The 222-nt window shown below is 60.4% G+C and carries 1 protein-coding gene; it reads right to left on the bottom strand.

The window, feature by feature from the left end; all coding sequences use genetic code 11:
• Positions 1–222, bottom strand: a 222-nt coding sequence (locus JNA92_RS25790) for an immunoglobulin-like domain-containing protein (protein ID WP_241807242.1), incomplete at both ends; no start/stop codon positions are given.

The following is a 222-nucleotide window of genomic DNA, read 5'->3' as shown; positions in this document are numbered from 1 at the left end:
TGACCACCAGTGGGCTACCGGTGACCGGAGCGCTAACCGACGCCGTGTAGGTGACCACCCCGCCTTCGACAACCGAGGCATTGGCAGTCAGGGTCACGGTCGACGTGTCGAGCGTATCGCTGACGTTAGTTATGGCTTCAGCCGGATTGACTGCGAGGTTCTCGAAGTCACCACCGGTGGTGTCGGTGATGGTGGCTTTGACCTGGCCGGCGTCTTTGTAAA

The sequence above is a fragment of the Pseudomonas putida genome, assembly GCF_022627325.1.
In the GTDB taxonomy this organism is placed as follows: domain Bacteria; phylum Pseudomonadota; class Gammaproteobacteria; order Pseudomonadales; family Pseudomonadaceae; genus Aquipseudomonas; species Aquipseudomonas putida_X.
Note: the sequence above shows the minus strand (reverse complement) of the source record. Positions and strands in the feature narration are given on the sequence as shown.